The sequence below is a fragment of the Oceanobacillus sp. HCA-5259 genome, from assembly GCF_037892815.1.
Taxonomy (GTDB): domain Bacteria; phylum Bacillota; class Bacilli; order Bacillales; family Amphibacillaceae; genus Oceanobacillus; species Oceanobacillus indicireducens.
Map to the genome: position 1 here is coordinate 1 of NZ_JBBKBV010000046.1, position 25,659 is coordinate 25,659.

The 25,659-nt window shown below is 42.0% G+C and carries 23 protein-coding genes; 22 read left to right on the forward strand and 1 reads right to left on the reverse strand.

Features of this window, described 5'->3' with window-relative positions; all coding sequences use genetic code 11:
* Positions 1–23 precede the first annotated feature (23 nt).
* The 3 genes from WKU33_RS17160 to WKU33_RS17170 all read left to right on the forward strand — a co-directional run bounded on the left by WKU33_RS17160 (position 24) and on the right by WKU33_RS17170 (position 3,005).
* Positions 24–1,001 (forward strand): D-2-hydroxyacid dehydrogenase, encoded by a 978-nt coding sequence (locus WKU33_RS17160; RefSeq protein ID WP_340455758.1) that lies wholly within the window; start codon positions 24–26, stop codon positions 999–1,001.
* Positions 1,002–1,186: 185 nt separating this feature from the next.
* Positions 1,187–2,404, forward strand: a complete 1,218-nt coding sequence (locus WKU33_RS17165) for a M20 metallopeptidase family protein (RefSeq protein WP_340455760.1) — start codon at positions 1,187–1,189, stop codon at positions 2,402–2,404.
* Positions 2,405–2,741: 337 nt separating this feature from the next.
* Positions 2,742–3,005 carry a hypothetical protein gene (locus tag WKU33_RS17170; protein ID WP_156854924.1) on the forward strand — a complete coding sequence of 88 codons (264 nt, stop codon included), beginning with the start codon at positions 2,742–2,744 and terminating at the stop codon, positions 3,003–3,005.
* Positions 3,006–3,072: 67 nt separating this feature from the next.
* Here the strand turns inward: WKU33_RS17170 and WKU33_RS17175 are convergent, their stop codons facing one another.
* Positions 3,073–3,243, reverse strand: coding sequence for a hypothetical protein (locus tag WKU33_RS17175; RefSeq protein WP_336253303.1), 171 nt, complete (start codon positions 3,241–3,243; stop codon positions 3,073–3,075).
* A gap of 94 nt (positions 3,244–3,337) precedes the next feature.
* On the opposite strand from WKU33_RS17175, the gene WKU33_RS17180 reads away from it, so the two are divergent.
* From WKU33_RS17180 to WKU33_RS17270, 19 genes are all read left to right on the forward strand, one after another.
* Positions 3,338–4,909 carry an ABC transporter substrate-binding protein gene (locus WKU33_RS17180; protein ID WP_340455765.1) on the forward strand — a complete coding sequence of 524 codons (1,572 nt, stop codon included), beginning with the start codon at positions 3,338–3,340 and terminating at the stop codon, positions 4,907–4,909.
* Between the two features lie 79 nt (positions 4,910–4,988).
* On the forward strand, positions 4,989–5,903 hold the full coding sequence (locus WKU33_RS17185) for an ABC transporter permease (protein WP_336253301.1): 915 nt from the start codon (positions 4,989–4,991) through the stop codon (positions 5,901–5,903).
* Between the two features lie 12 nt (positions 5,904–5,915).
* A complete protein-coding gene (locus tag WKU33_RS17190; protein ID WP_336253300.1) occupies positions 5,916–6,812 on the forward strand; it encodes an ABC transporter permease in 897 nt (298 codons plus the stop codon).
* 13 nt (positions 6,813–6,825) lie between these two features.
* Positions 6,826–7,830 carry an ABC transporter ATP-binding protein gene (locus tag WKU33_RS17195; protein ID WP_340455768.1) on the forward strand — a complete coding sequence of 335 codons (1,005 nt, stop codon included), beginning with the start codon at positions 6,826–6,828 and terminating at the stop codon, positions 7,828–7,830.
* The gene (locus WKU33_RS17200; protein WP_340455770.1) at positions 7,808–8,794 is read left to right on the forward strand and encodes an ABC transporter ATP-binding protein; all 987 of its coding nucleotides are present in this window, start codon (positions 7,808–7,810) and stop codon (positions 8,792–8,794) included. Before WKU33_RS17195 ends, WKU33_RS17200 begins: the two co-directional genes overlap by 23 nt.
* A 27-nt stretch (positions 8,795–8,821) precedes the next feature.
* Positions 8,822–9,997, forward strand: coding sequence for a M20 family metallopeptidase (locus tag WKU33_RS17205; RefSeq protein WP_340455772.1), 1,176 nt, complete (start codon positions 8,822–8,824; stop codon positions 9,995–9,997).
* A gap of 139 nt (positions 9,998–10,136) precedes the next feature.
* A complete protein-coding gene (locus WKU33_RS17210; protein ID WP_194461786.1) occupies positions 10,137–10,772 on the forward strand; it encodes a helix-turn-helix domain-containing protein in 636 nt (211 codons plus the stop codon).
* Positions 10,773–10,797: 25 nt separating this feature from the next.
* Positions 10,798–11,949, forward strand: coding sequence for a rod shape-determining protein RodA (gene rodA, locus WKU33_RS17215; RefSeq protein ID WP_340455774.1), 1,152 nt, complete (start codon positions 10,798–10,800; stop codon positions 11,947–11,949).
* Between the two features lie 8 nt (positions 11,950–11,957).
* Positions 11,958–13,085, forward strand: a complete 1,128-nt coding sequence (ftsW, locus tag WKU33_RS17220; RefSeq protein WP_340455776.1) for a putative lipid II flippase FtsW — start codon at positions 11,958–11,960, stop codon at positions 13,083–13,085.
* A 282-nt stretch (positions 13,086–13,367) separates the two neighbouring features.
* Positions 13,368–14,237 carry an ATP-binding protein gene (locus WKU33_RS17225; protein ID WP_340455778.1) on the forward strand — a complete coding sequence of 290 codons (870 nt, stop codon included), beginning with the start codon at positions 13,368–13,370 and terminating at the stop codon, positions 14,235–14,237.
* Between the two features lie 15 nt (positions 14,238–14,252).
* Complete coding sequence (locus WKU33_RS17230; RefSeq protein WP_340455780.1) at positions 14,253–16,169, forward strand: vWA domain-containing protein; 1,917 nt, start codon at positions 14,253–14,255, stop codon at positions 16,167–16,169.
* Between the two features lie 164 nt (positions 16,170–16,333).
* The gene (locus tag WKU33_RS17235) at positions 16,334–17,548 is read left to right on the forward strand and encodes an MFS transporter (protein ID WP_188856082.1); all 1,215 of its coding nucleotides are present in this window, start codon (positions 16,334–16,336) and stop codon (positions 17,546–17,548) included.
* Between the two features lie 4 nt (positions 17,549–17,552).
* Complete coding sequence (locus WKU33_RS17240) at positions 17,553–18,188, forward strand: YdcF family protein (protein ID WP_340455782.1); 636 nt, start codon at positions 17,553–17,555, stop codon at positions 18,186–18,188.
* Positions 18,189–18,447: 259 nt separating this feature from the next.
* A complete protein-coding gene (locus tag WKU33_RS17245; protein WP_156855023.1) occupies positions 18,448–18,867 on the forward strand; it encodes a hypothetical protein in 420 nt (139 codons plus the stop codon).
* Positions 18,867–20,222 (forward strand): tripartite tricarboxylate transporter permease, encoded by a 1,356-nt coding sequence (locus WKU33_RS17250; RefSeq protein ID WP_340455784.1) that lies wholly within the window; start codon positions 18,867–18,869, stop codon positions 20,220–20,222. The genes WKU33_RS17245 and WKU33_RS17250 overlap by 1 nt, the downstream gene beginning before the upstream one ends.
* Before the next feature lie 29 nt (positions 20,223–20,251).
* Positions 20,252–20,578: a hypothetical protein gene (locus WKU33_RS17255; protein ID WP_336253290.1), complete on the forward strand. Its 327-nt coding sequence runs from the start codon at positions 20,252–20,254 to the stop codon at positions 20,576–20,578.
* A 253-nt stretch (positions 20,579–20,831) separates the two neighbouring features.
* The gene (gene pflB, locus WKU33_RS17260; RefSeq protein ID WP_442946226.1) at positions 20,832–23,075 is read left to right on the forward strand and encodes a formate C-acetyltransferase; all 2,244 of its coding nucleotides are present in this window, start codon (positions 20,832–20,834) and stop codon (positions 23,073–23,075) included.
* A 42-nt stretch (positions 23,076–23,117) separates the two neighbouring features.
* Positions 23,118–23,843: a pyruvate formate-lyase-activating protein gene (gene pflA / locus WKU33_RS17265; RefSeq protein WP_340455787.1), complete on the forward strand. Its 726-nt coding sequence runs from the start codon at positions 23,118–23,120 to the stop codon at positions 23,841–23,843.
* 336 nt (positions 23,844–24,179) lie between these two features.
* Complete coding sequence (locus WKU33_RS17270; protein ID WP_340455789.1) at positions 24,180–25,622, forward strand: SLC13 family permease; 1,443 nt, start codon at positions 24,180–24,182, stop codon at positions 25,620–25,622.
* Positions 25,623–25,659: the final 37 nt, after the last annotated feature.

Below are 25,659 nucleotides of genomic sequence, written 5' to 3' on the forward strand. Positions count from 1 at the left end.
AGATAGGAACAAGGGGGATACATATGACAAAAGCAGTAATTCTAGACGGATATACATTAAATCCGGGTGATCTCGACTGGGCACCGCTTGAAAGATTAGCAGATTTCAAAATTTATGATCGGACTACATTCCATGCGGACGAAGCAGCTCTCATCATTGAAAGAGCGAAAGATGCGGAAGTTATTTTAACGAATAAAACACCGCTAACGAAAGAGATTCTTACCGAACTCCCGAAGCTTAAATATATTGGGGTTCTTGCGACAGGATTTAATGTCGTGGACGTGGAAGCGGCAAGAGAAAGAAACATTACGGTGACGAATATTCCAGACTATGGAACAGATACGGTTGCCCAAGCAGCCTTTGCGCTCTTGCTCGAACTCTGTCACTTTACGGGAGAACATAGTGATGCAGTGAAAAGGGGGGATTGGACAAACCAAGAGGATTTTTGTTTTTGGAATCATCCGATCATGGAACTTTCCGGGAAAACAATGGGAATTATCGGATACGGAAGAATTGGTCAAGTAACGTCCCGGATAGCAGAAGCGTGTGGCATGAAAATCCTTGCCTATAACCGTACAAAAGAGAAAGTGCCCTATACGGACAACATCCGTTATGCGCCCCTTGATGAGCTGTATAAGGAAGCAGATGTCATTATGCTGCATAGTCCATTAACTGAAAAGAATAAAGGTTTCATTAATAAAGAAACAATCGGCAAAATGAAAGACAGTGTCCTCATTATTAATACGGCAAGAGGCGGCTTGATTAATGAGCGGGACTTAGCGGACGCTTTAAATGACGGAAAAGTTGGCGGGGCAGGACTTGATGTCGTTTCAAAAGAACCGATTAGTGCCGATAATCCATTACTCGAAGCAAAAAATTGTATTATCACTCCACATATCGCTTGGGCAAGCTTGGAGGCACGAGAACGATTATTAAATATTGCCGCAGATAATCTGGAGAGTTTTTTGGAAGGTAAGGCAATTAATCTTGTAAATGATTAGTTGGAGAAGGAGCTAATCAGGAGAGTGTACTGATTAGCTTCTATTATCATAACGTTTAACGGTCTGTAATAACCCCCACTGAATGAGTTTCACTTTATATTATACTAAACCTAGTTGACAACTGGGGATAAGATGTATAAACTATCGTTTAACGCATATGATGAATAAGAGAAGGGGGAATTAAGATGACGACTACAAAACGAAGTGACCAGTTGACTACAATTTTTAAGGGATTAGAAGATAATTTTGATCAGATGAAAAACTGGAGAAGACATATGCACATGAATCCGGAGCTTTCATTTGAAGAAGTACATACGGCAAAATATATTGAAGAACAGCTAAATAATTTCGGTCTGGAAGTAAAGACACAAATCGGTGGGAAAAATGGATTAATCGGGATTTTGCAAGGAGATAAACCTGGGAAGACAATTGCACTTCGAGCAGATTTTGATGCGCTTCCAATCGATGATGAAAAAGATGTTTCATATAAATCGACGAAGCCAGGTATTATGCATGCTTGCGGTCACGATGGCCATACGTCGGCATTACTAGGGACTGCTGCAGTATTGAGTGAACATCGGGATAAGTTAAACGGTAATGTCATTTTTGTTTTCCAACCGGCAGAGGAACGGCCACCAGGGGGAGCTAAGTTCATGATTGAAGAAGGGATCCTGGATAACGTGGATTATGTATTTGGCGCACACTTGGCTTCAGAAATCCCATTAGGAAAGGTTGGCGTTGGTCCGGGGTTTCAAATGGCAGCTGTTGATAAATTTGAAATTAACATTCAAGGTCTCGGCGGGCATGGTGCAAGACCTCATGAAAGCATTGATTCCCTTGTGATTGGTACAAGTGTCATTGAGGCGTTGCAGAAAATTGTGAGCCGGAATATCGACCCGCTGAAATCAGCTGTCGTAACAATTGGCGTTTTTCAAGCAGGAAATGCCTTCAACGTTATCCCCGACAGTGCGAGGATTGAAGGAACAGTACGAACCTTTGATGCGGATGTACGCGATAAAGTTCAAGAGAAAATCAATTCCATTGTTGCAGGAATAACGAGTGCTTTCGATGCGACCTATGAAATTGATTACCTTCGCGGCTACCCGGCACTCTATAACCATGAAAAAGAGACAGCTATCGTTCGGGAAATTTTAAGTGAATCATTCAGTGAGGAAAATGTAACCGAACTTGAGCCAACAATGGGAGCAGAAGATTTTTCTTATTTTCTGGAGAAAAAGCCCGGAACTTATTTCCGAGTCGGTTCACGTAATGAAAATGAAGCGACACATTATCCGCATCACCATCCGAAGTTCGATTTTGATGAGCGGGCATTAGTTAATATCAGTAAATCTTTTGTACGGATTGTTTCTCATTATTTGATTGAGGAAACGGCGAATAAATAGTCTTACGATTTGGGAGCATACTCACGTATTAACGGTCTGTAGCACCCCCACCTCTAAACAAGAGGGAAAACCAAAATGTTAAGGTGGGGGATATACAGTCCGTAAATACCTGATTCTGTTCAACTAACATTCAGTGGGGGAAGGAATTCCCCACTGAATGAGTTTCACTTTATGAATTGGGTTAATCGGAGGAAATTCTGGTTAGCCCTTTTTCGCTCGGATGTTTATATAATCGAAAAAATGGAAGATTACTTAAATGACAGAACATTCAGGTGTATTATGATATAATATTAATAGAGGAAGATTCTTCAAAATTTCAGGTGAAGGGGGGGATAAAATGGGTAAATTCACCAAATCCCTTGGAATTGCTGGAGCAGCTCTTGGAGTAGCCTATTTATCAAAAAGCGAAAATAGGGAAAAGATGAAGAAATTAATCGGGTTGGATAAAGATTCCCAGTCCTATGTGAAAAAGCTAGGAAGACCCGGAGCTGTCGGAGCCGCAGATGATGCGAAAATGGTTGATGAAGGAGCTCTAACAAGCGTACAATACTACAATAAACTCCAAGAAGAAGAGGAAGAAGAGGAAGAGAAAAGTGAATAATAAGAAGTAGAAAACACCAACAAACAGAAGAATTGCTTGTTGGTGTTTTTTGATTTTCTTTATTAAATCAATCTGATATATAAACAATCCTCGTTTCTCTCGTTTTATCTCCATTAATATTCTCAGCTTCAAACGTGATAACATGGAATTTTTTCCGCAAGCTTTCCTTTACTTTAAATGACAACTTGCCGCTTACTGCATCAAAATCTGCTCGGTAAGAAACTCCCTCAATAATCACAGATGGGTTATGGTACTAGGTCTGTTCTTGCTTGTATCCGCATATATATGAAGAAACATGTTGCCTGTCACTTGATTAAAAAAGGAGGGGGCCGATGAAAAGAAGGATTTGGATGCTTGGGCTTTTGCTTATGGGGTTATTTTTGCTTGGTGCTTGCAGTAATGATGAAGAAGACGGGGAAAAAGACAAGGACACGGGTGAAACAGCGGATATAGGCGGTGATGAGCGAACACTCACAATCGCGGTTGGTTCCGACATGGTTACGTTTGATGTGCATGATCATATCAATACGTCAACGGAAGCCATTCACGTGAATATGTTCAACTATCTCGTGAAGCGTGATAATGAGACGGGAGAAATATTGCCAGACCTTGCGGAGTCTTTCGAGAATATTGATGACCTCACTTGGGAATTCAAACTGAAAGAAGGCGTCACATTCCATAATGGTGATGAGTTGACGTCAGCTGATGTGAAGTATTCGTTAGAACGAGTCGCAACCGGGGAAGAACTGAAGGATTATCCGAATTATAACCAGATTAAAGAAGTAGAGATCTTGGATGATTACCGGTTCCGCATCATCACCCATGAACCAGAGCCCGTGCTGCTCAACCGAATTTCACGGATTGCTTCAGCTATATTACCTTCCAACTATATTGAAGAAAATGGTTTTGACCACTTTTTACAAAATCCAATTGGAACAGGCCCCTTTCAATTTGTTGAGTGGGTAAGAGATGACCGGATTGTATTTGAAGTATACGATGATTATTTTGAAGGAAAAAACGAGGAATGGGATCAACTGGTTTTCCGGGTTATCCCTGAGAACTCGACGAGGGTTTCTGAGTTGCTGACAGGCGGAGTTGATATTGCCGTCAATATCCCGCCGGCAGATTGGGACCGGGTGGCAGATCATGAGAATACGTATTTAGCCCAAGAGACGTCAAATCGGACATTGATGATTTTCTTAAGATCAACAGAAGGCTACCCGACTTCGGATCGGCGGGTAAGAGAAGCACTGGACCTTGCAATTGACAACCAAGCGATTATTGATAGTTTGCTAGGGGGAGCTGGTGTACCCACGATTACACGGGTTGCACCTGGTAACTTTGGGTTTGCAGAGCATTTATATGATACGTACAACGATGACTTGGAGCGGGCGAAAGAATTGCTCGCTGAAGCAGGATTTCCGGATGGTTTTGAAATGACGTTCCACTCTCCAAGGGGCCGCTATTTGCAAGACGCGGAAGTTGCAGAAATGGTTGCTGGCATGTGGGCGCAGATTGGTGTGACAGCGAATATCGAGTTCATGGAATGGAGTAATTTTGTTGAACTCCGAAATGCCCATGAGAATGAAGATGCCTATTTACTAGGATTAGGTAACTCGATGTTTGATGCTGCGAACGCCTTGGATTGGTATAGTGCCGACCGGTTTGAAGGGGAAACAGATTACCGGAATGATGAAGTCGAGGAGCTGCTTGCCGCGGCAATGACAAACATGGACCTTGAGGAAAGAAATGAGCAGTATATTAAGGCGCAGGAACTACTGGCAGAGGATGTCGCCCATATTGTTTTGCATATGGAATCAATCAATATTGGCGTAAGTAAAGAAATCGATTATACGCCGACAATGGATGAGATGATTTATGTAGATACGATTACAAGAAAATGATTGGCAAGGGATTTCCCGGAAGCAGACTTCAATCGTCACTTGCTTTCGGGAGAACTTTCGATTGGAAGGGGGATGACCGGTGAACTACTTTTTTAAAAGAATCTTGGAAATCATTCCCGTATTGTTGATCATTACCTTCATCGTTTTCACACTCGTCTTTATCGCCGGTGACCCGGTGGCATTGCTGTTACCGGAGGATGCGACCGCTGAGGATATCGCAGCTCTGCAAGCAGCATTAGGACTTGATGACCCTTTCTATGTACAGTACGGGAGATATGTAATGAATATGCTGCAAGGTGATTTCGGAACCTCCTTCCGTTACGGTGAGGACGCCATGCTGCTTGTCTTTGAAAGGCTTCCTGCTACTCTTGAACTTGCCATCGCTTCTATACTCGTTGCGATTATGATTGCCATACCTTTAGGCATCTGGTCTGCAACGAAAAAGAATTCAAGTATTGATTTAGTAGCAACGGGTGCGGCCGTGCTTGGAAAAGCGATGCCGAATTTTTGGTTAGGAATTATGCTTATCCTCGTATTTTCCGTAACCTATTCTATTTTCCCCGTGTCCGGGAGAGGGTCATTCGCCCATTTGATCTTACCAGCGATTACGCTTGGTACAGGGATTGCGGCGGAAATGACGCGGCTTATCCGATCCAGTATGCTTGAAACGTTGGGACAGGATTATATTCGGACGGCCAAAAGTAAAGGATTGAGAACCGGAATTGTCGTTTATAAACATGCTTTTCGGAATACACTCGTCCCTGTCGTTACAATCATCGCACTCCAGACATCGACGCTTATCGGCGGTACATTGATTACGGAAACTGTATTTGCTTGGCCGGGAATCGGACAATTGCTTATTCAGGCAGTGAACAATCGAGATATGGCAATCGTTCAGGCATGTGTGATGGTCATTGCGTTTTTCGTCATTGTGATGAATTTGATTGCTGACTTTTTGTACCAGTTATTAGACCCGCGGATCAGGTATAAATAGGAGGTGGATGACATGCCGCAACCTAGTATCATGCAGGGACCAGCAAGGAAAAATTCGAAGCTGAAACGCTGGCTGAAGTTATTATTCCGGAGTAAAACTGGAACAGTCGGGCTTGTCATCGTAATTTCAATTGTGATTATTGCATTCTTTGCACCATGGCTTGCACCACATGAACCGAATGTGATCGATCCAGTAAATACCCATAAGCCTCCAGTTTGGATGGAAGGGGGAGATAGGGAGAATATACTTGGCACGGATAATTTGGGCCGGGATATATTAAGCCGGATTATTTACGGTTCACAAATTTCCTTATTAGTCGGTATCTCTTCCGTTGTCCTGGCAGGAATCATCGGGATTCTTGTTGGACTTTTCACGGGATATTTCGGCGGATTTCTTGATACTTTTTTCATGCGGCTTGCAGATTCCTTTCTAGCCATCCCAAATATATTATTAGCTTTAGTGATGTTGGGAGTATTTGGTCCTGGTTTATTTACTTTAATCCTTGTCCTTGGCGTGACAAACTGGGTGCAATATGCGCGGATTATCCGTGGCGAGGTTTTATCGATAAAGGAAAGGGATTTTGTTCGGGCGGCCAAGTCAATCGGTGTGAAACATCGCAATATTATTTTTTCTCACCTTTATCCGAATGTCATTTCTTCTTTTATCGTCGTTGCAACATTAAGTGTAGCAAGCACAATCATATTGGAATCTTCTTTAAGCTTTCTAGGTCTAGGTATTCAGCCGCCGCAAGTATCCTGGGGAACGATTCTTAGTGATGGGAGAGATTATTTGGCAACAAGCTGGTGGTTAGCGACATTCCCTGGGCTTGCCATTACCATCACTGTGTTAGGAATTATATTCCTTGGTGACTGGTTGCGGGATATTCTTGATCCGCGATCGGTGAAGTGAAGGAGGCGATGGAATGGAGCACGCATTATTAACCGTCAATCGTTTAAAAACATATTTTTATACAGAGGATGGTGTCGTTCCGGCGGTGGATGATGTCTCTTTCTCTATCCAGAAAGGGGAAATTGTTGCCATCGTCGGGGAATCCGGATCAGGGAAAAGTGTAACTTCTTTATCGGTGATGGGCTTAATTGAAGAGCCGGGAAAAATTGTCGGCGGTGAAATTCTTTTTGCAGGTAAGGATTTAGTTGGCATGTCAATGAAGAAAATGCGTGAGCTGCGCGGGAATCAGCTTGCGATGATCTTCCAAGAACCACTTACTTCCTTAAATCCAGTCTTTACAATCGGGAACCAGCTTGCTGAATCAATCCGACTCCATCAGAAGAAAAATAAAAGAGAAGCACGAATCATCGGTATCGAAATGCTGAAGAAGGTTGGTATTGCGCGGCCAGATAAAGTATATGACCAACATCCCCATGCATTAAGCGGTGGCATGCGGCAGCGCGTGATGATTGCGATGGCATTGTCCTGTAACCCGCAATTGCTGATCGCCGATGAACCGACAACAGCTCTTGATGTAACCATTCAGGCACAAATTCTCCGGTTGATGAAAGATTTGATTGAAGAATCGGGGACATCGATCCTTTTCATTACCCATGATCTTGGTGTCGTCGCCGAAATGGCCGATCAAGTGATTGTCATGTACGGTGGCCAAGTTGTGGAGCAAGCCGATGTGTATACGCTATTCAAAGAACCGAAGCATCCCTATACGAAAGGATTGATCGATAGTACGCCGAAGATAGATGAATGGAAGGAAGAACTTGTCTCCATTCCCGGCACGGTTCCTGGTCCGTTTGAATTCCCGGAAGGATGTAAATTTGCTGACCGCTGTCCATTTGTAATGGATAAATGTAAGGCGGAGCGTCCAACTGTAACAAAGGTTGGAAAGGGACATGAGGTCCGTTGCTGGTTGCACGGTGAAAAGGTGGTGGATTTGAATGAGCGAGCATCCTTTACTTGAAGTGAAGGGACTTCAAAAGTCGTTCGATGTGACGAAAGGTTTTTTTAAAAAAGAAAAGCAATACCTCCGTGCGGTAAATGATGTCAGTTTTACCGTTCGAAAAGGGGAAGTACTAGGAGTTGTCGGGGAATCAGGTTGTGGCAAGTCTACCCTCGGTAATTTAATCGTTCATCTGCACGAACCGACAGCCGGAAAAATTGTCTTTGAAGGAATTGACATGTCCGCGCTTTCCCGGGAGCAATTGCGGAGACAACGGGCGGACATCCAAATGATTTTCCAAGATCCGTTCTCCTCGCTAAACCCTAGGAAACGCGTATTTGACATTATTGCTGAGCCACTAAGAACGCACCGGAATTTAAATAAGGAAGAGTTGAAACAAGAAGTATTGGATTTAATGGATTTAGTCGGGCTGAATCGTTCCTTTCTGAATCGGTATCCTCATGAATTCAGTGGGGGACAGCGTCAGCGGATTGGGATTGCAAGAGCCATTGCACTCCAACCGAAACTGATTATATGTGATGAACCGGTATCTGCTTTGGACGTATCCATTCAATCGCAAATCTTAAATCTCTTGAAAAAGTTGCAGAAGGAATTGCAGCTCACCTATATATTCATTGCCCATGGTCTGCCGGCTGTAAAACATGTAAGCGACCGAATTGCTGTTATGTATTTAGGAAAAATTGTCGAATGGACGACAAAAGAAGAGCTTTTTACAAACCCGATGCATCCATATACAGAGGGGTTGCTGTCAGCAATTCCGATTCCGGATCCTACCAAGCGGAAGGAACAGCGTCCTCTATTGGAAGGAGATATCCCAAATCCGGTCAACCCGCCACCCGGTTGTAAATTCCACCCCCGTTGTCCGTATAAGACGGAGATTTGCATGCAAGTCGAGCCAGAGTTTACAGAGAAGAGAGCCGGCCATTTTGTAGCTTGTCATCATCCACTTGGCGCAGAGAAATAGGCGGAGAAAAAATTATAGAGAAGGAATGTGAAGGAAATTAGTACACGTGATGTACGCCAATACCTAAAGTCTAATAAGGAGAAGTTGAAAGCGGAGTTAATAGAGTTGGTAAAGGCTGAGTCTCCAAGTCATGAAAAGTCAGCATTACTCGCTTGTGAACGAACAATCAAGCAAATATTTTCCGGTCATTTCGGAGACCGATTTACAGTTGAAACGTTCCAGATGGAAGAAACCGGTAATCATTTGAAATATGAAATACCGGAACAATCTGGACCACGGATTTTATTTTTATCTCATTATGATACGGTGTGGGGAAAAGGAGAGTTACCAATTGTTGAAAAGAAAGGCAAGATTTACGGACCAGGGATTTTTGATATGAAAGCAGGATTGCTCTGTTCGATTTGGGCGGTAAAGGCCTTGCTTGAAACGAAGGGTGGGCTCACTTTTTCTCCGGTCTTTTTATTTACAGCTGATGAAGAGATTGGTAGTCTTACTTCTAAGGAAATTATCGAAACAACGGCGAAGACTTGTGATGCGGTATTTGTGATGGAGCCGCCGACGTCAAGGAGTCATGCGCTGAAATTAGAAAGAAAAGGTGTCGGGGAATATACGATTACAGCGACGGGAAAAAGTGCGCATGCTGGAAATCATCATGAAGAAGGAGTCAGTGCTATTTTGGAAATGTCCAAGATTATTCAAAAGTTGGAAGGGCTGACAGACTATAAAAAAGGTACAACTATCAATGTTGGGAAAATAAATGGCGGTTCCGTTAGTAATGTGATTCCGGAAAAGGCTGAGATTGAAGTGGATTTCCGGGTGAAGAACAGCGGGGAAGCGAAACGGATAGAGGCCGCCATTGAATCGCTCTCCGTTAGTCATCCTGAAATTGATCTTGTCATAGAGGGCGGATTGAACCGCCCGCCACTAGAAAAAACAACTGGAAATCTGGCGTTATTTGCACTCGCTAAGCAGGCGGGGAAGAAACTCGGCATCAAAGTGAAGGGGGCAAGTGCAGGCGGTGGCAGTGATGGCAACTTCACGTCTGCCCTGGGAATTCCAACCTTGGATGGGCTTGGAATACCAGGTGGTGGGCCGCATGCAAGGAATGAACATATTAAATTTGAACATTTCCCTGGGAAGTGTGCACTTGTTGCAGTGACTTGTGAACTGCTTAGCAAGAAAAAAGGAGAGGTCATATCATAAGAGGTTGATCTATAAATGATTGACCTCTTTATTCTTGTGTTTAAGAAACGTTGAGATTTCGCCTTTGTGTTGTTGACAAATTGTCACCGGTTTGGTAGATTCGACAGAGTTAAGGCTTTTTGGAGAGGTAGGAAATCAAGTGGCTGAGTATCGATTTGAGACGCTACATAGAGTGTTGTATGATTTGATGGAGGAGAAACAATTTTCCATTAGAAGATTAAGTAGAGAATCGGGAGTAGACCATGCAACGATCTCTAAAATATTGAACGGTAAACGAAGAGCGAACATCCATCATCTTCAGAAACTGTCGAAAGGCCTAGGTACCGATGTCTTACCACTCATGCAAGCTGCAGGTTATATTGAAGAAACAGGTGAAGGAGAGCCGAATGAGCTGCAATCTGTTTTTGAAAAAATGCACCATGTATTAGCTGTAATGGATGAACATGAAAGAAAATTTACAGAGAAAGAATTACAGCAAGAAATTATTATTTACGAGGAACATAGTTTAACAGAGGAAGGGAAACAGACAATTTTGGATAACTTCCAAGCAAAGCTAGCCAAAATCGATGGCCGGGGTCCCTATATTAAACAGCTGCAATCGATGTTTTCTAGATTTATCAATAGAAAAGGATCGGTGAAGGAACTTGGTTTAATGGGAGCAGCACTTCTTTATTTTGTTGTTACGAAGGATTTGCTGCCAGACTTTCTTTTCCCCGTAGGGTTTATGGATGATGCCATCGTTGTGCAAGTCGTTATGAAACAGCTAGAAAAATAAAGAATATGGATAGAGAAGGGTTCCTATGTTTGGAAATAAAAAACAATTAGATACTACTATTTTAATAACTTTACTCGGATTATTCGTGTTCAGCATCGTGGCCGTTTATAGTGGTTCTGGCCAATATGTCGCGGATAATCCGTATCATTTTGTAGTGCGGCAGGTTATTTGGTATGCGGTCGGAATCGGCATCATGTTGGCGATTGCCCGTTTTGATTATGATTTACTAAAGCGCATGGCCCTTATTTTTTACTTAGTCTGTGTCGGCCTATTGCTGCTTGTATACTTGTTTGGAACGGAAAAGAAGGGAGCTCAGCGGTGGTTAAACTTAGGATTCATTGAAATTCAGCCGACTGAATTTATGAAAATAGCGCTTATCGTATATCTTGCTTTTATTTTAAGTAAAATTGGTTCGGAAAAATTATCTTTTAAAGCGAGTATTAAGCTTACGTTTAAGGTTGGCTTGATATCTATTATCCCCTTTGTACTGATTATGTTGCAGCCTGATTTAGGTTCTGCCTTAGTTATCGTTGGAATTACCGCATCGATTCTCGTCGTTTCGAGTATATCGCCTAAGATGATCGGGCTAATTTTTAGTTTAGGGACCGCGTTCATGGGTCTATTAGTTTACTTGTTTTATTTTCATCATGAATTATTTACACGTTTTTTTAAATCCCATCAGTTAGAAAGAATATATGGCTGGCTATACCCGGAGCAATATACTTCAGATTACGGGTATCAATTACAGCAGGCGTTACTAGGGATTGGATCTGGTCAGTTAGGCGGAAAGGGATTAAACCAGGGGGTGCAAGTACAGAGTGGGAATATCCCGGAAGCCCATACCGATTTCATTTTTTCGGTAGTCGGTGAAGAATTCGGCTTTATTGGGAGCAGTATTCTAATATTCATTTACTTTTTACTGATCTATCGTCTCGTGCAAATTGCGAATGAAGCAAATGATTTATTCGGTAGCTATATTTGTATGGGCGCAGTTGGTCTTATTTCCTTGCAGGTGTTCCAAAATATCGGCATGACAATAGGAGTCACCCCAATTACTGGTATAGCTCTTCCTTTTGTCAGCTACGGGGGAAGTGCATTATTAACAAATTTCATCGTCATCGGCCTCGTACTTAGTGTACAATTAAGAACGAGAAAATATTTATTTGCTGATGGATGAAAGGATAAATGACTATGGGTAAAATTATATTAAATAGATTGAAACACATGGATTATAGCATCATCGTGGTGGCATGTCTCTTAGCCGGATTCGGGTTGTTGATGATTTATAGCAGTAGTTATGTACTTGGCTATTTGGAATATGGATCCGCGAACCACTTTTTTATTCGACAGTTGCAGTGGTTTGGACTCAGCGTCTTCTTATTTATTTTTGTGGCGTTATTTCCTTATAAAAATTACCGGAAGCTTGCCCCGATGTTAGTCATTTTTTCAATCATACTATTAATTCTTGTGTTGGTTCCGGGAGTGGGGGTTGTCAGGAACTACTCGCAACGCTGGGTAGGGATAGGTCCCTTCACTTTTCAACCAACAGAAATAATTAAATTATTTATGATTATCTACTTTGCATCCTTTTATTCTAAAAGTGAGGAAAAGCTTGCTTCGTTTAAGACGGGTGTGTTGCCTCCATTAATTATATTATCTGTTATGTTTATACTGATATTGAAGCAACCAGATTTAGGATCTGCTGCATTAATTTTGTTTGCATGTGGGTTTATTATTGTCTGTTCCGGTGTGAAAGGTCGCCATTTGTTGATGCTAGGCAGTGTCGGAATAGCGATTATCGTGTATTTTATATCATCTACCTCCTACCGAATGGAGCGGGTGACTTCGTTTATGGATCCATTTGCAGATCCGGCGGGAACAGGGTATCAGCTGGTGAATGGTTATATTGCAATTGGAACCGGTGGTCTATGGGGGAATGGTCTTGGAAATAGTGTGCAAAAGCTCGGATTCCTTCCAGAGGCCCATACGGATTTCATTATGGCAGTCATTATTGAAGAATTAGGGATTTTTGGTCTCATTATATTAATGGGGGCCTATCTATTTCTCATGTTCCGCGGCGTGCAGATCGCAAAAGGGTCGACGGATATGTTCGCAAAATTGCTAGCGATAGGAATTACCTTTCAGATGATGACTCAGGTCATTATCAACCTCGGTGCCGTATCGGGGCTGATGCCAATTACCGGAGTTCCACTACCATTAATCAGTTACGGTGGATCATCCATGCTCTTCACGATGATCTCCCTAGGCATCCTAACCAACATCTCCATCAAAAACCAAATGTCAGCAGCTTGAAGTGGGACACGGGGTCAGAGCCCTTGTCGCACTTTTTTTGCTTGAGTGGTTTTGAAATAAACGATTTTCATCGGATAAGCACTGTATCATTAGTTTCAGAGGAATTGTATAATACAAATCATTTTAATCATGCTTCAACTCTAGGTATAATGGAACTGTTGTTCATTGAAACATAATAAGAATGAATATGAAACAGAATATAAATTAGATATGGATACAAGAGTCTGGGGCTGGGACAAATGCTCAGACCCTCTGTCCCGCTTTTGAAAGGAGTAGTTGTTGATGGATTATGTGTTGCCTGATGTTGTGAGTGAACGATTGGAGGTTGTGCGAAGAAGGGATCCGGGGGAGTTTGCGTATTTGATTCGTCCGGGTGGGTATGTTCCGCCGCATATGGATTTATTAGTGGATGCGATTGTCGCACTCAGTATGGGAAAGAATGTTTTACTAAAAGGGCCGACTGGAGCGGGGAAAACGAAATTTGCGGAAACACTATCAAATTTATTCCATCAGCCGATGTTCAGTGTAAATTGTTCTGTTGATCTTGATGCGGAAAGTTTACTCGGCTTTAAAACACTTTCATATGAAGAAGGTAAGCAAGTGATTGATTTTGTGCCGGGACCGGTTACGAATGCGATGAAAGAAGGAAGCTTTTTATATATAGATGAGGTTAATATGGCAAAGCCTGAGACGTTACCGCTTATTAACGGTGTTCTCGATTACCGCCGCACGATTACGAACCCGTTCACGAATGAAATTGTAACCGCGAAAGATGGATTTGGTGTTATTGCTGCAATCAACGAGGGGTATATTGGGACGGTTCCACTGAATGAAGCACTGAAAAACCGCTTCATTGTAATTGAAGTTCCTTATATTGAAGGGGAACAACTGAAACGACTCATTACAACTACGACGAATTTAACGGATGAAAGATTAGTCGACTTGTTTGTCCGGTTATCGGGAGACTTGATCACTGCGGTCTATCAAGGTAAGTTGCCTGAAGAGGCTGCATCGATTCGTGCATTGCTCGATGCCTGCGATTTAAGTACGCTTATTACGCCGAAACGAGCGATCCTCCGAGCAATTACAGATAAGCTTGAGGAAGAAAGAGAACGTGAATTTGTCAATAATATAGCCGAAACCTTATTTTAAAAAGGAGAATACAAGATGTATCGTTTCCATGACTCACGGGTCAGAACGAATTATTATATGCAGCTGCAGGACTTAACGAGCGTGTTATCCGGCTTTGCAGAATTGAAATTTGAATATGGTTTTGGTGCTGGAGTGAATCTTGTTGATGAAAAAGTGACGGGAAGCAGGTTCTGGGAAAAGCTTGATTTGGAAACACAAGTAGCCGGCTTGAAAAGTGATGTCTATCTTCGCGCAATTGGTACGATGCGATATTCTCATATACCTGAAATGCAGGAATATCTGCGAAATATTGAGGAATCGCATCTGACAAAGTTTGCAACTCAGCTATTTGCTCTATTTGAAGATATCCGCCTAGAGGAAATAATTAAAAAAGAGCGCCCGGGGACGGTTGCAATTTTCCAGACACGCAGAAAGTATTTCCAGCATTTCTTCACAAGGCAAGTATCTGCCAATGTCACGCGCAGCCGAGGATTGGATGAATTGTTTTGCCTTATTTATTTACTCATTCAGTCTAATCATCCTGATCCGGATTTCGGATGGGCGACAGAACGAGCAGAGGAAAATCTTGAGATATTGAAACCCATGCTTTATTCCATTTATGAAGCGGAAACGACTAGGGATATTACGGAAATCTGTGAAAAAATTGTATTTCGTCTAAGTGGGCTATATGAGGAAGATTCCATCAATGAGTATTTTATTTTTCCAGTGAGTGAGATTAAGCGGTATGAGAAAAATACGTTATTTGATGAACTGACGCGTACTGATGAACTCGCGAATGATGATGTAGAAGACGTGAATAAGGAAGAGAGCGAGTATTTTGATGAAACATTTTCCACTTGGCACAGGGAGAGTGAGAACGAAGACCGCAAGCAGAACTTCTTGCAGTTCGAGCTTGAGCAAGGGGCGAAATCGAGTATGCTGGGTGGAGGGGTAAGAGAAACCGAAGATGCCGATCAGGCGCTAGCAAGTATTCAAGGTGCGGCCGGGGAAAGTAAGCAGAACGATTATTCGAAAATGGAAGCACTAGATGAACAAAGTGCACAAGATGAAAAACAAGGTAATGAGTCTGTCTATGGGGAAGAAAATACGGATGCTGTAAAGATTGTGAAGGAAGCTGAAGTGCCGAGTCCAGAAGATCAGGAGCTGTACCGGGAATATGTTGCTTCGATTGAAATGTATCAGCGCAGGCTTGCCAATACCATTCGTAAAACAATCGAGCATAAACAGACGAATCCTCGGAAAGATTTACTTATTGGTCGCTTATCGAATAAGCTGCTATCTGTAGTCCTGGAAGATAATCCGCGGATCTTTTATAAGAAAAATGAAGAATCGAATGAGTTTGATGCAGTGTTTACGTTGCTTGTTGATTGCTCAGCTTCGATGCTTGGGAAAATGGAAGAGACGAAGAAGGGAATAATTCTGTTTCATGAAGTATTGAAAGAATTGAAGATTCCTCATTCTATTATTGGTTTCTGGGAAGATGCGAATGAAGTAAGACCGGGATATTTGCCGAACTATTTCCATATAATCCATTCCCATACGGATTCATTGTACGCAAATAATGGGGCGAAAATCCTGCAATTGGAAGCGGAAGAGGATAATCGGGATGGTTTCAGTATTCGCGTGGCAGTAGAGGCGCTTGAAGCCCGGCGCGAGAAAAATAAATTCTTACTCGTATTCTCTGATGGAGAGCCTGCAGCGAGCGGCTATGACCAGAACGGAATTGTCGATACGCATGTAGCTGTATCGGAAGCTAGGAAAAAAGGAATGGATGTCATCGGAATGTTCCTCGCAGAAGGGGTAATCGAGGAAAAAGACGAATTCACGATGCAAAATATTTACGGCAAAGAACGAATCATGGTACCAACCGTCGCAGAACTACCCGAACACTTCAGCACCCTCTTGAAAAAGCTCCTACTTAAAACCATTTGAGCGGGACATTGGGGTCAGAGTAATTGTCCCACATTTTGGGACAATTACTCTGACCCCAATGTCCCACTATGTTATAATATGTAAAATAGAATGAATATTATAGAAAGAAGCGATACATATTGGCGAAGCAATCAGCTGTTAAGTTACAGACACAGAACAAAACGATGTACTCGATTTTATTTATTATTGGCCTCACTCATCTGTTGAATGATTCTTTGCAGGCTGTTATTCCGGCAATGTTTCCAATTTTAGAACGGTCACTTGGACTGACGTTCACACAGCTCGGGTTTATTACCTTTACGTTAAACATGGTCGCATCTGTCATGCAGCCGGTTGTCGGGATGTACACAGACCGGCGCCCAATGCCTTATGCCCTGCCATTAGGTTTGCTGTCAAGTATGTTCGGGATGCTTGGTCTTGCATTTGCACCGAACCTTCCTACAATTTTAATCAGTGTTGTCTTAATCGGATTAGGTTCAGCAGTCTTTCACCCAGAAGGTTCGCGCGTTGCCTATCTTGCAGCAGGGAATAAGCGGGGACTTGCACAATCAATTTATCAAGTGGGGGGAAACAGTGGACAAGCGCTTGCACCTATTATTACTGCACTTGTTCTTGTACCGATGGGGCAATTCGGTGCGATTTGGTTTGTACTTGTTGCGTTTATCGCTTCCATGTTCCTTGTCTACATATCTAGGTGGTACGCCGGCCAAATAGAAGTCGTGAAGAAAGCAACGAAAAAGGAAAAGAAATCTACAGAGACAAAACAAAAGCAAAAACTGCCGAAAGTTATTCGCAATGCCGTGATTTTACTCGTATTTGTTGTGTTCGTTCGCTCTTTGTATCATAGTGCGATTTCAAATTATTATGCCTTTTACGCGATTCAAAATTACGGTGTCTCTATCGCCGAATCACAAACCTTTATTTTTGTGTTTCTTCTAACTGGAGCGATTGGTACATTTATCGGTGGTCCTCTCGCTGACCGTTTTGGGAAAAAAGCGGTTATTATGGGTTCCTTACTTGCTCCCGTGCCGTTAACCATCATACTCCCATATGTCGGCCCGCTCGTAGCACTTATTTTGATCGGAATAATTGGAACGCTTATCCTGTCAAGTTTCTCAGTTGCCGTAGTATATGGTCAGGAAATGGTACCAGGGAAAGTTGGCACGATGTCAGGTTTAATTGTCGGTCTTGCATTTGGAATGGGAGCAGTCGGTTCTGTATTTTTCGGAAGTTTAATTGACTGGATTGGCTTAAATCCTACAATGATTATTGTGTCATTTTTGCCATTACTTGGTTTATTGACAGTAATGCTTCCGTCCGATGAGAAATTAAGAGAAATCAACCGGGAATTGGGGCACGCAGGATATGTTTCCGAGTAACAGATTGAAAAAGCGATATTTGCTGATTCTATTATTCATATTACTCGTCACGATTGTTCTTTTGTTTTTCCGCTATGGCGGGGAGTTGCTTGTAACGGAAGATGATTTGGAAGATGTTGAGCAAACAGTGTTAGTACTGTTGATGGGAAGTGTCGGCGACCGGGCCCTTGGTGCACTTGAACTTTATGAAAACGAAAAAGCGGATCAAATATGGATGGTGCAGTCTCATCTTGAGGGACGTGAATTATTAGAAGAAAAAAATATTACCATTCCAGGGGATGCTGAATTAAGTAAAAGAATTTTAACAGATTCTGGTGTTCCGGAAGAAAAGATAACGATCATCCCTGGCGATGCAGAAAGTACGAAAGATGAAGCGCTGGCAGTGAGAAAATATGTACAGAATCACACGGAAATCGATCATTTGATTTTGACGACATCCAAATTCCATTCCTACCGCGCGAAGTTAATTTTCAATAAAGCTTTGAATGATAAAGGCATTACAATCTACTCATCCCCAACACCGTACAATCCGTATCAGGCACGAGGATGGTACAAGGACCGAGAAGATATCCAACGCGTCACAACGGAATATATGAAACTAGCACATTACTTCCTATTAGAACAATTCCAAATGAAATAAAGTGGGACACGGGGTCAACCTGTCCCACTTTTTTCTGTCTATCCCATGATCTATTAATATTACTTTACATTTTTCAACAAACCTAGGTATAATCAAATGGTGTGCAGCAAGCTATCTAAAAATATTCTATTCAACAAAGTTTCTTAATATTCAATCTTGTTGAATGGATGATGAAATTTATTTTCACCGACTTGTTTAGTTTATCACAAAACAAGAGCATGGGCATACTGAAAACAGCTAAGAAGAAAGGAGAAATAAAATGGCGCAACAACAGAAGAACAAGGAATCCTATGTTGAGGTAATTGGAGATACTGTTTATGGCAAGCATCTTATTGCGACAATTAGTCTCAGTATTTCCTTAAGTTTAATTGGTTTCTTTATTGGAAAACAAATATTTCCCCATATTGCACCTGAACAAATGGTGAAGTCCTATTCTCTACTGCTCGGAATTGCGGGAAGTTTAATCGCACTTCTAATCAATACATTATTATTCAAACCAAAGCGGATACTGAATGAGACTCCAAATACGAGTGCTGAGCTTACCGCAGTGTATCAAAAACTGCAATTCGATATTGAAGAGGAACGGGAAGCGATATTGAATGATCCCGTAACAGCACAAGAAATGAAAGAGCAAGGAATCTATGACATGTTTATGGAAGAAAAGAGGGAAGAGCATTAATGAATGTATTATTACTTGCGATACTACTCGCAATTGTTGCGGGAGTCATATTTACTTTAATAGGTCTTATTTCAGGATCAGACGAAACGGCGGTTATGGTACCGGCAACGTTAATTGTCGTGTTACTTGGTGCGCCACCTGAAGCAGTGTTTGCATTCTTTATGTCGGCAGTACTTGCAAAGCACTTGACGCATGCAATTCCGACCGCATTAATGGGGGTCCCGGGAGACACGACGGCAGCTCCGATGCTTGAGCACGCGAACTTTATGCGCCGCATTGGTTTACCCCATATCGCCCTTAGAAAAATGATTTCGGGTGGAATTATTGGTGCATTCATTGCCCTTCCCATTGCATTATTATTCGCTGTATTCTTAAGTCAATTCGGGACATTTTTCCAGGATAATGCAGGTATTATATTTACTCTAGCTGCCGTATTGATCGGGTATGTTTCAAAAGGACGTTGGGTTAGTATTCTGCTCATTGTTCCCCTAGCTTTAATTATTCAAGGCTTGAATTTAGTCAGTACATCAATATTAGGGAGCGGCTTGTCCATCAGTTTCTTTCTAGGAATTGCGATTGGGCCGATGTTAACGGATATATTACTCGCGACTTCCCGTAGTGCACGCCCCAACATAGAACGGACGAAAAAGAATGAATATAAGCTTGCCCCTGAGCAGAAGTCTTGGTCCGGATATTTCCCAAACCCGTTTAAAGTATTAACGAAAAAACAGACAGCTGTGGTAGGGGGGACGTCTTTCCTTTCATCATTAACGTTTGCACTTAGCCCAGTTGGAATGACATCACTAATGGGAGAAATTGTTGGTTCGAGGGTGAAAGGGCAATATAAAAAATCGACAACTAGTCTTGCTACGATGAACGCAGTAACGGAATCGACTTATGTTGCGGAAACGCTTATCCCGCTTATTGCGTTTGGAATTCCACTTAGCCCGGTTGCGATTGGGCCGGCTCAAGCGTTATTTAACGCACCACCGGTATACACGACAGAACCGGTACATAATCTGCATACGTTGATGGTACCGATGGATTTCTTCATTTATGGTTTAATCGGATTGATTGTTGCATCCATCATTGCTTATCCATTTTCAATGAATTATGCGCGAAAAGCAACGGTGCTCGTGTTGAAACGAATTAATCAGGAAGCAATTATTGCAATGTTTATAGGGATCGTATGTCTGCTTGCATTTTACGAAGGCGGACTAGTTGCGGTATTCGTCACCTTTGCCATGGCCATGGTCGGCGGAATGCTGAACCGTTTTCTCGGAGTAGGCGTCGGAGTCCAGTTCATGGTATTTTACGGATCCAGCTGGATCATCTCAACATTACTAGGATTATAATAGAAAGCGGGACAAGGGGGTCAGAGCAAATGTCCCACCTGACTGGGACATTTGCTCTGACCCCCTGTCCCATCATTCTTGGATTCTTCGGTCTCGGACCATTGACGGTGATGGTTCTTGTCGGTGGATTCTTCGGAAACCTTGATTTACCTTATCCTCCAGAAATCATTGTACTCGCCGTCACGTCAGGAAGTGCGATTTCCATTTTACTTTCACCATTAATTATGCCCGTAATTACGTTAAGTGGGGCGAATGGTTTGAGCGGCTTTAAAAATGGAATCAGGTTTAATTGGAAATATGCGCTTGTACTTTATGTTGTGGTGCAAATTTATGTGCAACTGATGGTTTTGTGGTAGCATGCCGCGAGCTAACTTCATTAAGCCAAAGATCATGTTTTACTAGCTGATTGATTCGTTTTTTAAAAGCCCCTGCACATCTAAATTTACCATTTTGTCACAATTTCACGTATAATACAGTGCAAAATCATCGACCTATGTGATATAATGAACATGTAATTAAATGTGAGTCATTGAACAAATGAGTGGCTGATCATTATAGCTTTATTAAACAATAAGTAATGATGAACACCAATCCAGGAGGTTGATGAAAATGGCAACTGAAACAAAGGAAAAACTTCAATTTACCGGTGGAAAATGGGAAACTGAAATCGATGTGCGTGACTTTATTGTGAACAACTTTACACCCTATATGGAAGATGAAAGTTTCTTGGCAGGACCAACAAAGTCAACAGTTGAGTTATGGGATCATGTGATGGAATTAACAAGTAAAGAGCGAGAAAATGGTGGAGTATACGATATGGATACGAAAGTTGTATCCACGATAACGTCACATGGTCCAGGATATTTGGATCAATCAAAAGAAAAAGTTGTCGGTGTACAAACTGATGCTCCGTTCAAGCGATCCCTTCAGCCTTTTGGAGGAATTCGGATGGCGGTTGATGCTGCCAAAGCTTATGGATTCGAGGTGGATGAGGAAGTAAAGCATATTTTCACAGAGTATCGTAAAACGCATAACCAAGGTGTATTTGATGCATATACTCCTGAAATCCGTGCAGCAAGAAGAGCTGGTATTATTACAGGACTCCCAGATGCTTACGGGCGTGGACGGATTATAGGTGACTACCGCCGGGTTGCATTATATGGGGTCGATCGTTTAATCGAGGATAAACAAGAACAGCTTCGTTCAGTTGGTGCAAATGGCATGATGAGTGAAGAAGTCATTAGAGACCGTGAAGAAATTAATGAGCAAATACGTGCATTACATGAATTAAAGCAGCTTGCTGAAAGTTATGGCTTCGACATTTCTAAGCCGGCAACCAACGCGCAAGAGGCATTCCAATGGCTATATTTCGGTTATCTTGCAGCAATTAAGGAACAAAACGGCGCCGCTATGAGTTTAGGTAGAGTGTCGACATTTCTAGATATTTATATAAATCGTGACTTGGAAAATGGTATTTTGACAGAAGAGGAAGCACAAGAGTTAGTCGACCATTTCGTAATGAAACTGCGAATCGTCAAATTCTCAAGAACACCGGATTATAATGAACTGTTCAGTGGTGACCCGACATGGGTAACGGAATCCATCGGCGGGATTGCAAATGACGGAAGACCACTCGTTACAAAGAGTTCTTTCCGTTTCTTGCATACGTTAGATAATCTTGGACCGGCACCTGAGCCGAACTTAACCGTCCTTTGGTCCGAGCAATTACCGGAGAACTTTAAAAAATATTGTGCGAAGATGTCAATTAAATCAAGTGCAATCCAATATGAGAACGACGATATTATGCGTCCAATTTATGGCGATGACTATGGAATTGCCTGCTGTGTGTCTGCGATGGCAATTGGGAAACAAATGCAATTCTTCGGTGCCAGGGCTAACTTAGCGAAAGCACTCCTTTACGCGATAAATGGCGGAAAAGATGAAGTATCTGAAGTACAAGTTGCTCCACCATATGCCCCAATCAATACAGAGTACTTGGATTATGATGAAGTCATGGAAAAATATGATGATATGATGGAATGGCTGGCGAAGATTTATGTGAACACTTTAAATATCATCCATTTCATGCATGATAAATACAGCTATGAACGAATTGAAATGGCATTACATGATAAAGAAGTTTTACGTACAATGGCTTGCGGGATTGCAGGTCTATCCGTTGCAGCCGACTCCTTAAGTGCGATTAAACATGCAAAAGTAAAAACAATCCGCAATGAAGCAGGGCTTGTCGTCGATTATGAAATCGAAGGAGATTTCCCGAAATACGGAAATAATGACAACCGTGTGGATGATATTGCAGTTTACCTTGTAAGAACATTTATGGAAAAAATCAAGCATTATAAAACATATCGTGATGCAGTGCCAACTCAATCGGTGCTGACGATTACATCCAATGTCGTGTACGGGAAGAAAACTGGTAATACACCAGATGGCAGAAAAGCAGGAGAAGCCTTTGCGCCAGGTGCGAACCCAATGCACGGCAGAGATAAGAATGGTGCTCTAGCGTCATTACTTTCCGTTGCTAAGTTACCTTATGAAGAATCACTGGACGGCATTAGTAATACATTTTCTATCGTACCGAGAGCATTAGGTAAGGATGAAGATACTCGGGTCATGAACCTTGTCGCAATGTTGGACGGTTACGCAAATAAGGAAGGTCACCACTTGAATGTGAACGTATTTGACCGGGAAACATTGCTCGATGCGATGGAACACCCAGAGCAATATCCGCAGCTCACCATCCGAGTATCCGGTTATGCCGTTAACTTTATTAAGCTGACAAGAGAACAGCAAATTGAAGTGATTAACCGAACATTCCATGAAAGCAGATAAAAGCAAATGAGAAGGCAAGCGAAATGAAAGGGAGGTAGTAATATGCAAGGAAGAATTCATTCAGTCGAAACGTTCGGAACGGTAGATGGACCAGGACTGCGCTATATTATTTTTACACAGGGCTGTCCGCTCCGTTGCCAGTTCTGTCATAATCCCGATACATGGAAAATGAGTGATGGGAAAATGATGACAGTTCAAGAATTGGTGGATGATATTCTTGATTATCTCCCTTTTTTCCAAGCTTCTGGAGGGGGAGTTACAGTAAGCGGCGGCGAACCCTTGTTACAATGCAAATTTTTGATTCATTTATTTAAGGAATTGAAGAAATATGGAATTCATACAACAATCGATACGTCTGGTGGTTTATTCAGTTCTTCTCCACATTATTTAGAAACATTAGATGAATTACTTGAGTTGACGGATCTTGTTTTACTCGATTTAAAACAAATCAATGCGGAAAAGCATAAAAAACTGACCGGGTTATCGAATGAACATATTTTAGCCTTTGCCAATCATTTAAAGGAAAAAGATGTCCCTGTCTGGGTGAGACATGTACTCGTGCCGGAACGAAGCGATTTCGATGAAGATTTACATGCACTAAGAAATTTCATCGATACATTGCCGAATGTGGAAAAAATAGAAGTACTGCCTTATCATAAACTTGGAGTTTATAAGTATGAAGCACTTGGCATGGATTATCCATTAGAAGGAATCGAGCCACCAACAGAAGAGCGAGTACGAAATGCGGAAATGATACTAGGTTGTTAGGAGCAAAGGCGCAAGCGCCCGTTTAGCAACGTACAAACTGGAGCACTCCGGAATGAGATAAAGGAAACACAACGAACGCAGTGAGTTGATGTTGACTTATCGATTGAAGGAGTGTGAAGTTTGCTAGTTGCTGGGCGCTGGAGCCGGACGTGGCTAGCCTTGGATATCTAAGTTATCATAGCATGTTTAGTTTATAGTTTCTCATAAGTGCAAAAGGGTTAATTAAAGCTTAGGCTTTGATTGGCCCTTTTTTTGATGTTTTTTTCATTTTGACGAACGGTTCAAAAGCATTTAAGATGAAGGTGTGTGAAAAAATTCAAAAAAGTAGGATGAATAATGAAAAGAAAAACTTCTTGGGTTCAAGCAGGGAAAAAACTTTTATTTACTAAACGAGCGATTACGTTTACGCTTGCGACATTGCTGTTTCTTGCACTACTTTATTTTATCCCCAGTCATGTCGATTGGAATGCTCGTGTTGCGATTTCTGTCATGGCGTATGGACTCTTACTTTGGGCAATGGAACCAATTCCGCTTGGGATGACTTCCGTTCTTACGCTTGTATTACTGCTTTTCTTAAACGGGACAACGATTGACACAGCTTTAAGCGGATTTGCATCATCCGCTGTTTTTTTAATCATTGCTGGAATGATGATCGCAAAGGCGGTCAATGCCACCTCCTTAATGGAGCGGGTTACTTATGCGATTCTTGCAAAATGGGGTAAGTCACCAAAAGGGATTTTTGCTGGGATGTTTTTACTTATGCAGGTGCAGGCTTTTTTTATTCCGGCAACAGCGGTAAGAGCCCAGCTCATAACGCCGGTGGTTCTTTCCATATTGCGAGTAGTAGGTGCAGGTAGGGAAAGCAATTTCAGTAAGCTGATGCTTATCGGGACAGCTTTTGCGGGGAATATAAGTGGTACAGCGATTTTAACGGCTGCAATTGGAAATATCTTGACGATTGAAATTTTGCAATCCTATCTTGGAACGTCTTTATCCTATCTAGATTGGTTCATCTATGCATTACCGATCTGGTTGCTTTTGATTATTACTATTCCGATCATCGTCTGGTTTTGCTATCCACCAGAGGATTATTCATTTAGTGATTTGCAGAAGGAGATGAAAGAGAAGCAGACGGCGTTAGGTAAGTTTTCCAGTAAGGAAATTAAATGTCTGCTCATTCTTACGCTTACAGTGATACTGTGGATGACCCAGGCCCTTCATGGTTATCATCCGACGATCCCCGCACTCTTAGCGGTTGTACTCCTAGCATTTCCTAGGATTGGAGTTGTCAAATGGAACAAAATAATCGATGTGAATTTCGACATGGTGCTGCTCATCGGTTCAACATTATCCCTTGGATTCGTCTTGATTGAAACAGGAGCAATCGATTTACTAGCGGGATTGTTTACAGCTGATATTGTGCAACAAGCCTTCAGTAACCCATGGCTTGCCTTATGTTTAGTCGTTATTTTATCGCAAATTTATCATCTTGGAGTAACAAATGTGTCGACAGCTGTTGTTACGCTGATGCCTGTCCTAATCGGCTTATCATTACAAGTAGGTATTGATCCGGTCGTTATTGCATTTGCCTCATCGGTTACGATGCTGTTCGGTTATATTTTAGTTGTGGAAACAATGCCAAACGTTGTAATTCATGGAACGGGTTTGATTAAGCAGCGAGATTTTTATTTGCCAGGAATTGTTGCAACGGTTGTAACTACAATCATTACGCTGCTCATCGCATTTACATGGTGGCGTTGGCTAGGATTCTGGCCGTAATAATAGGGAAATTTAACTTAAATAACTTCTTTTTTTC